Source organism: Achromobacter sp. DMS1, from assembly GCF_001270295.1.
The window spans coordinates 1-7,989 of the sequence record NZ_LHSJ01000195.1 but is presented as its reverse complement, the minus strand read 5'-3'; the positions used below and the strand labels follow the sequence as shown (position 1 = coordinate 7,989).

Sequence of the window (7,989 nt, the reverse complement as noted above, 5' to 3'; positions counted from 1 at the left end):
CGCCGGCGTTGGTGCCGGCAGCTGGGAGATCGTAATCAATGACCCACCACGCTCCGGCGCTGCCCGCTAAAGAGCCGGCAGTCAGCAAGTATGTTCCATTTTCGCACCATGTCACCGAATCCATCATTGCCACTCGTGATTGGGAATATCTGTCGACCTGGCGCATCGACGGACGCACCTTCGAAGGTTACTCCGAAGCCGAGCAAAAGGCCTGGATCGAGGAGCTGAACAACGTTCTCCGTGGGTGGCCGAGTGGCTTCGGCCTCTGGACGCATTTGGTTCGGCGTCGTGTCTCCGAATACCCGGAAAGCAACTACCCCGACGCGTTCTCACGCGCTCACGACGCCGCCTACCGCAAGGTTTTCGATGGCGCCGCCGGATCGCCGGCCGCCGGATCAAGCGGCCGACGCCCGCGACTGCGACTGCTGCTTGGCTTCGGTGTAAGCCTTGGCGGCGTTGTGCACGTGCTGGCTGGCCAGCAGGGCCGCCAGGTCGCCGTTGCCCGCGATGACCGCGTTCAGGATCTGCGCATGCTCGTCCCAGTTCTGCCGGGCGCGGTGCATATTGCTCGGCGCGAACACCAGCGCCGTGCGGTCGCGCAGCGAACGCATGAGGTCGGTCAGCACCGCGTTGCCGGCCACGGTGGCGAGCATTTCGTGGAATTGGGAATTCAGCGCCTGGAACTTGTCGAGCTGTCCGCTGCTGACCGCCTGCGTGCCCTCGCGCAGGAAGGCCTGCAGCCGCTCCACTGTCTTTTCGTCGCGCCGCTGGGCCGCGAGCTTGGCGTTCAGGCCCTCCAGCGTGGCCCGCACTTCCACCATGTCGTAGGCGGCCGCTTCCGACAGCACCGACACCGACGCGCCGCGGCGCGGCTCGATGGTGACCAGGCCCTCGGCGGCCAGCGCGCGCAGCGCCTCCCGCACGGGAATGCGCGACACGCCCATCTCTTCCGAGAGCCGCCCTTCGACCAGGCGGTCTCCCGGCGTGAATTCGCCGCTCAGGATGCGTTCGCGCAGCTTGTCGCGGATGACCGCGAAAAGCTGGGGATGCTGCTCGCCGATCTTGAGCGGCGCGGATTTCGTCTCGGCATGCAGGCTATCGGTGGCGGAGGTCATGGGGGCGACATGGCGTAATGAATACAGTTTCCATTGTATTACCGGGTGTAGCAGCGCCGATGGGTGTTTGCCCCATCATGCGCCCCAGAAGGCTTTGACAAGCACCCCGATGGCGCTCAGCGCGCACACGGCAAGCAGGATGGCGCGCACCGCGTGCGGCGGCAGGCGGTGGCGGAGCCGGTTGGAGACCGCGAAACCGGCCAGCAGAAAGGGAGCCAGGCTGAGCGCCAGTCCGGCGTGATGCGCCGTATAGCGGTTGGCCAGCGCCAGCATGGACAGCGAGAAAATCGATCCCAGGAAGAGCACCATGCCCAGCGTGGCCCGCAGGCGCGGCGGCGCGGCGTGCTGCAGCACGATGGCGATGGGCGGCGCGCCCACCGAGGTCATGGTGCCCATGAGTCCCGAGGCCACGCCCGCGCCCGAGACGCGCGCCGGGCTGGCCTCGAAACGCAGCCCGGCCGCGCTCAGCGCCACGGCGGCCAGCACCAGCACCGCGAACAGCGCGCCCAGCGCCTGGGGCGGGAACCGCGTCATGGCGTAGATGGCGAGCAGCGTGCCCACGGCCCGGCCGGCCAGCGCGTAGCTGACCGAGGGCCAGTGGATGGCGGCGCGCTCGCGCAGCGCGGTGAGCAGGGAGATGAAGCCGCCCAGCGTGAGCAGCGGCCCGGGGGCGAGCTGGGGGAAGAACAGCGCCGCCACGGGCGCGGCGAACATGGCGAAGCCGATGCCTCCCACGCCCTGGGCGATGGCCGCGCCGAACACCACCACGGCCATGGTGGCGTAGTGCCAGAGATCGGGAGGGGGGAGAGCCGGCATGGGTTTGTCTCCATATGTATACGATAGTCTATCTAGAAATTCAGTCCGGCTATCGACAGGTCAGGGAATTTCCGGGTAAACCCCGACAAGCTCCTGAATAATCGTGGGTTTTTTAGGCTTATCGCTTTCCCTAGGGCATGCATATTTCGATTGGTATAGCGCCCTACGAAATATAGTATACCAATGTGACGATTTCGGATGTCACAATACAAGGGGAACCGCATGCAATCGGACGTCGTACTCAATGTGGCGCATTGGGTCTATCTGCTCAGCGTGATCGTGATCATTCTCACGATGATTCTGCGCGCCAATGTCGTGGTGCCGTCGGTGATCGGCACGTTTCTGGTGGTGTTTGCCATTACCGGCAACCCCATCAGCGGCCTGATCGGCATTTTCTCGGCCAGCTTCGTGGCCGCCAAGGAGCTCTTCAACATCTTCCTGGTCATCACGTTCATGACCGCCTTGCTCAATTCGCTCAAGACGCTGCAGGCCGACGTGCGGATGGTGCAGCCCTTTCGCAAGGTGATGCGCAGCGGGCATTCCTCGTTTCTCATCATCGTCGTCTGTACCTATGTGATCTCCCTCTTTTTCTGGCCCACGCCCGCGGTGCCGCTGGTGTCGGCATCCTGCTGCCGGCGGCGATCGCCGCAGGGCTGCCGCCGCTGGCCGGCGCCATGGCCATCGCCATCGCGGGGCAAGGCATGGCGCTTTCGTCCGATTACGTCATCGGGGTGGCCCCCGGCATCAGCGCCAAGGCGGCCGGCGCGGCGGTCAGCGCGGCCACCGTGGCCGATCGCGCGCTGGTGCTGTCGCTCATCACGGGCGGGGTGGCGCTGGTCATCGCCTACCTGCTGGTGCGGCGCCAGATCGTACCGGCCGACGCCGGGCTGCTGAGGGCCTGGCAGGCCCGCGCGCAGGACGGCAGCCTGGAGCGCATCGAGCATTCCGGCTCTTTCGACAAGGCGGAACTCGCCCGCGGCACGGCCGGGCCCGATCATGCGCTGCCGCCGGCCGCGCCCTGTTCCGACGAGGAGCGCCGCCGGGTGCGCTGGTCGCGCCTGTTCGCCGTGGTGACGCCGCTGGCCTTCCTGGGCGTGATCGCCGTGATGGTGCTGCCGCGCCTCTTTCCCTCGCTGCCGGCGCTGCGCGGCGTGCAGCGTTGCCGTTTCGTCGGCCTGCCGCGCCGCCAGCTTTTGCAGGCTGGCTCGCGGCACCTGGGCCAGGGCGGCCGCCAGCGCCTGGCGCAGCGCGGGAATGCCGCTGCGCTCGACCAGCAGGGGCTTGCCCTGCTCCAGTCCTTTGCGGTGGCGCACGGCCGACACGAGGTGCGGGCTGTGCGCCTGCGCGGCGACGGCATCTCGCACTGCCTGCAGTTCGGCCTCGTCGGCCAGTTGGTCGACCTGCGTCAGGACGACCAGGGTCTGGCGGTGCGTGCGGGCATCATCGTCCCGCAGGGCGGCAAGCAGTTCCCGTTCCTGCCGGTCCAGTTCGCCGGCCTTGGCCGCATGCACGAACAGGCGGATATCGGAAAGCAGCCACGCGGCGCGCCGCGCGTGGCCGTCGTCGTCGGCGCTGGCGTCCAGGCCGGGCGCATCGAGCCAGCGGACCCGCTGATGCACGATGTCGGCGAGCGCCACGGTTTCGCGCCGGTCGGCCACGGCGAAGACCTCCTGGCCGATCAGTTCGTTGAGCAGGCGGCTCTTGCCGTGGTTGTATTTGCCGATGACGGTGACGACGGGCCAGGAATCTTCGGCCAGCACGCCCAGCCGGGCCAGGTCGTCGGCCCGGCCGGGCAGCACGGCCGCTGCCGCGGCCAGCGTTGGGGCGGGCGCGTCCGGTTGCATGGGGGCTCCGGCGCGGCTCAGCCCACGTGGCCGCCGGCCACGAACATCACCTGGCCGGTGATGTAGGACGCCTCGGGGGCGGCCAGGAAGCAGATGGCGGCGGCGACTTCGTCCACGGTGCCCAGGCGGTGCATGGGCGTGCCGTCGAGGCAATCGGAATACATCTCGCGCGACCAGGCCAGGTCCTGTTCGGAAGGCGGCTCGGTGTTGCGCGGAATGGCCCTGGTGCCGTTGTCGAGGGCGCCGGGCGAGACGCAGTTCACGCGCACGCCGCTGCCGGCCAGCTCCAGGGCCATGCAGACCGTCGCGGCATGCACGCCGCCCTTGGAGGCGGAGTAGGGCACGCGATAGATGCCGCGCGTGGCGTTGGAGCCGACGTTGACGATGGCGCCGCGCCCCTGCTTGCGCATGACGGGAATGACTTCGCGGCAGGACCACAGCGTGGGCCACAGCGAGCGGTTCACCTCGCGCTGCATCTGTTCGGGCGTGTACTCCCAGAAGGGTTTCATCCAGATGGTGCCGCCGACGTTGTGCACCGATACGTCGATGCGGCCATGGGTATCCATGGCGTACTGCACCATGCGCTGGGCGCCCGCGTGCGTTTCCAGGTCGGCGTCGATGAAGGAGGCCTGTCCGCCTTGCGCGCGGATCTGCTCCGCCACCGACCGGCCCTGCTCGATGGCGCGGTCCACCAGCACGAGGGTGGCGCCCTCGGCCGCCAGGCGCAGGGCGGTGGCGCGACCCACTCCCTGCGCCGCGCCGGTGACGAGGGCGATCTGGTTTTCGTAGCGGTTCATTCCGGTTTTCCTGGTTTCAGTGTGCACGGGAAAGGTCGGCGGGCAGCGGCTGCGAGGACTTGGTGTCCACGGCCAGCACGCCCAGCAGCGCGCCCAGCAGCGGGACGGCCAGCACCATGAAGAAGCCCGACGGGCCAAGCCATGCGAGGAAGCTGCCGCCGATGGCCGAGCCGATGATGGCGCCGGCGCGGCCGATGCCGATGGACCAGCCGGTGGCGGTGGCGCGCAGCGCCGTGGGATAAGCGCCGATGATCAGGTAGTTCAGCGCCAGCTGCTGGCCGCCTACGCCCAGGCCGGCCGCGCCGACGAGGATGAAGACCAGCGTCCAGTCCGTTCCCGCGTAGCCCAGGCCCAGCGCGACGGCGATGCCCAGGGCGAACATGGCGATCAGCAGCGAGCGGGTCGGCACGCGCGGCATCAGGTACGACAGCGGGATGGCGCAGATGATGAACACCAGGTTGACGGTGAAGGTGCCCATGGGCGCCTGGTCGGCCGGCAGGCCGGCCGTCTTGAGCACCGTGGGCAGCCACGACAGCAGCATGAACCAGGCCACCCAGTTCAGCAGGTAGACCGTCCAGATGGCCAGGGTCTTGCGGGCGTAGCCTGCGGAGAACAGAGCCTTGACGCTGCCGCGGGCACGGGCTTCCTCGGGCACCGAGAAGCAGGCGCCGGCGGGCAGCGGACGCGAGACTATCCTGCCGAGGATCCTGGCCACGTAGTCCTGGCCGGCGGCGCTGCCGCGCATGGCCTTGAACTGCAGCGACTCGGGCAGCAGCACGGCCAGCGCCAGCAGCAGGGCGAGCGGTGCCACGCCGCCGACGACGAAAATGCCCTCCCAGCCGATGACCGGCAGCATCCGGCTCGCCAGCAGCCCGCCCAGCATGGCGCCCGCCGGCAGGCCGAGCAGTACGCCCGTGATGACCATGCCGCGCAGGCGGGCGGGCGTGTACTCGGCGGCCAGCGCCAGCACGATGGGCGTGCATCCGCCCATGCCCAGGCCCGCGATGAAGCGCAGCACGAGAATATGCCAGGTCGCCGTCGCGCCCGCTGTCAGCAGCGTGGCGATGCCGAAGACGGCCGTGCCTATCATGGCGGCGGGCCGGCGGCCGATGCGGTCGCCGACCGGGCCGAGCAGCATCGCGCCCACGGTCATGCCGACGATGCCGGTCGTCAGAATGGGCGCAAGCTCAGTGGATTGCAGCTTGAAGGCGGCCAGGATGGCGGGGCCGGTAAAGGCCATGGCCTGCGTGTCGAAACCGTCGAAAAGCGCGATCAGAAAGCAGAGTATGAGGACGCGCCATTGAAAGGCGCCCATGCGTTCCTGGTCGATCAGGCTGGGTATGGAAAGACTGGCTGTCACGGTTGTCTCCTCGTGCGGGTCGCAGCGAGCGATGGGGTTCGTTGTCGTATCGCCGCGCGGCCGTGCGCGCGGCGGTGATTCGCGTGAATGGGATGGCGGGCGCGTGCGAGGCCGCGCACGGCCGGGATACTGCGGCAATTCACGATGGGCGGGAGGGCGCGGCGCCGTTTGCCCGGGCGGCGCCGGCGGCTGTCATGCCGAGGCGCGCAGGCGGTGGACGACCTGGTTGTCCTTGCCCTGCACCAGGCCGGTCAGCGCGAAGTCGAACTCGATTTCCTTGTACGAGTCCTCCTTCAGGCCCAGCGCCGAGCCGCCGGTCTTTTCCACGACCGGCGGGATCAGTTCTTCGCGCGTGGCGTAGGCGAAGTCGTCCCAGATGAGGGGATCGCCCTCGATGTTGAATTGCGTGGTCAGCTTGCGGTGCCCGTCGGCGGTGACGAAGAAGTGCACGTGGGCCGGGCGGTTGCCGTGGCGGCCGAGCGCGTTCAGCAGCTGCTGCGTCGCGCCTTGGGGCGGACAGCCGTAGCCCACCGGCATCAGGGTGCGGAATTCGTACCGGCCGTCGGGGCCGGTCTTGACGGCGCCGCGCAGATTGAATGCCGTCTGCGCGCCGGTGGGGTCGAAATGCGAGTAAAAGCCCTTGGAGTTGGCGTGCCAGCATTCGACGACGGCGCCTTGCAGCGGCTTGCCTGCCGTGTCGGTGACCACGCCCCGGATGACCAGCGGGCCCGCGTCGGGATCGGGGTCGATGTCCATGCGGGAGACGCCTTCGCGCAGCGGGGCGCCGGCCACGTAGAGCGGGCCTTCGATGGTGCGCGGCGTGCCGCCCGCGATGCCGGCCAGCCGGTCGGCATGGTCCATGCGGATGTCCAGGTATTTTTCCAGGCCCAGGCCGGCGGCCAGCAGGGCGGCTTCGCCGTCGCGGCCCAGCTGGTTGAGGTAATTCACGCCGGCCCATACTTCGTCGGGCGTGATGTCCAGGTCGTCGATGGCCTTGAACAGATCGCTCAGCAGGCGATGCAGGATCTGCTTGAAGCGGGCGTTGCCGTCCGCGGCGGCGAGGTTCGTCGCCGCCGTCAGCAGGTCCTGGACTTCTTTCGTATCGAACACCTTGGGGTTCATGGTCTTGTCTCCGGTAGGTTTATCGGTCGGGCGCCGGGCTCAATCCCGGGCGGTGGTGGCCTTGGTCAGCCCGGGCCGCGTGAAACGCTTGATCCTGGCTTCGTCCAGCTCGATGCCCAGGCCGGGGCCGCTGGGAACGGTCAGGGCGAAATCGCTGTAATCCAGCGGGCGGGTCAGAATGTCTTCGGTGATGAGAAGCGGGCCGAACAGTTCGGTGCCCCATTGCAGCTCGGCGAAACCGGCGAACAGATGGGCCGAGGCGATGGTGCTCACCGCCCCTTCCAGCATGGTGCCGCCGTAGAGTTCGATGCCGGCCGCGTCGGCGATGGCGGCGACGCGCTGGGCCGCGAAGAGCCCGCCGTTCTGCTCGATCTTGATGGCGAATACGTCGGCGCCGTGGCCGCGGGCGATCTCGAAAGCGCTTTCGGGGCCCGTCAGCACTTCATCGGCCATCAAGGCCACCGGAAAGCGGCGCATCAGCCGCGCCAGCGCGGCGGCGCCGGCCACCGGCTGCTCGACCAGCTCGCAGCCCGCGTCGGCCAGGGCAGGGATGGCCCAGGCTGCCTGGGTTTCGCTCCACGCCATGTTGACGTCGACCCGCACCGCGCCGCGGTCGCCTAGCGCCTTCTTGATCGCGGCGACGTGAGCGATGTCGGCTTCCGGGGCGCGGGCGCCGATCTTCAGCTTGAAGATGCGGTGGCGGCGGGCCTCGAGCATCTGCTCGGCTTCGGCGATGTCGCGTGCCGTATCGCCCGAGGCCAGCGTCCACGCGACGGGCAGCGGCAGGTCGGGTGAAGCGTGGGCAAGGATGGACATGGAAAAGTCTCGGCGCGAATCAGGGAAACCGGGGTGGAACCGTTTTCATCTTAGGGACTCTCGCGGGAATGCCTTTGCCAAATTCGGCGCGCCGCCGGCTTCGATTAGAAAAATATTCC

5 protein-coding genes and 3 pseudogenes are annotated in these 7,989 nt (G+C 68.3%); 1 reads left to right on the top strand and 7 read right to left on the bottom strand.

Annotated features, from left to right (window positions below; translation table 11 throughout):
* Positions 1-395: 395 nt before the first annotated feature.
* Together AD428_RS19230 and AD428_RS19225 are read right to left on the bottom strand one after the other, a co-directional pair.
* Positions 396-1,115, bottom strand: a complete 720-nt coding sequence (locus tag AD428_RS19230) for a GntR family transcriptional regulator (RefSeq protein WP_053246253.1) — start codon at positions 1,113-1,115, stop codon at positions 396-398.
* Positions 1,116-1,190: 75 nt separating this feature from the next.
* A complete protein-coding gene (locus tag AD428_RS19225; protein WP_053246252.1) occupies positions 1,191-1,931 on the bottom strand; it encodes a sulfite exporter TauE/SafE family protein in 741 nt (246 codons plus the stop codon).
* Between the two features lie 222 nt (positions 1,932-2,153).
* Between AD428_RS19225 and AD428_RS26355 the strand changes: the two are divergent.
* Positions 2,154-3,106: pseudogene (locus tag AD428_RS26355) on the top strand (hypothetical protein); the annotation flags it as partial.
* A 291-nt stretch (positions 3,107-3,397) separates the two neighbouring features.
* On the opposite strand, the pseudogene AD428_RS29680 reads toward AD428_RS26355, so the two are convergent.
* The 5 genes and pseudogenes from AD428_RS29680 to AD428_RS19200 form a co-directional block, all read right to left on the bottom strand.
* Positions 3,398-3,775: pseudogene (locus tag AD428_RS29680) on the bottom strand (GTPase domain-containing protein); the annotation flags it as partial.
* A gap of 17 nt (positions 3,776-3,792) precedes the next feature.
* Positions 3,793-4,572, bottom strand: a complete 780-nt coding sequence (locus AD428_RS19215; RefSeq protein WP_053246251.1) for a 1,6-dihydroxycyclohexa-2,4-diene-1-carboxylate dehydrogenase — start codon at positions 4,570-4,572, stop codon at positions 3,793-3,795.
* 16 nt (positions 4,573-4,588) lie between these two features.
* On the bottom strand, positions 4,589-5,887 hold the full coding sequence (locus tag AD428_RS19210) for an MFS transporter (RefSeq protein WP_053246254.1): 1,299 nt from the start codon (positions 5,885-5,887) through the stop codon (positions 4,589-4,591).
* A gap of 237 nt (positions 5,888-6,124) precedes the next feature.
* Positions 6,125-7,054, bottom strand: a complete 930-nt coding sequence (gene catA, locus AD428_RS19205) for a catechol 1,2-dioxygenase (protein ID WP_053246250.1) — start codon at positions 7,052-7,054, stop codon at positions 6,125-6,127.
* A 39-nt stretch (positions 7,055-7,093) separates the two neighbouring features.
* Positions 7,094-7,834, bottom strand: a pseudogene (locus AD428_RS19200) (muconate/chloromuconate family cycloisomerase); the annotation flags it as partial.
* Between the last annotated feature and the right edge of the window lie 155 nt (positions 7,835-7,989).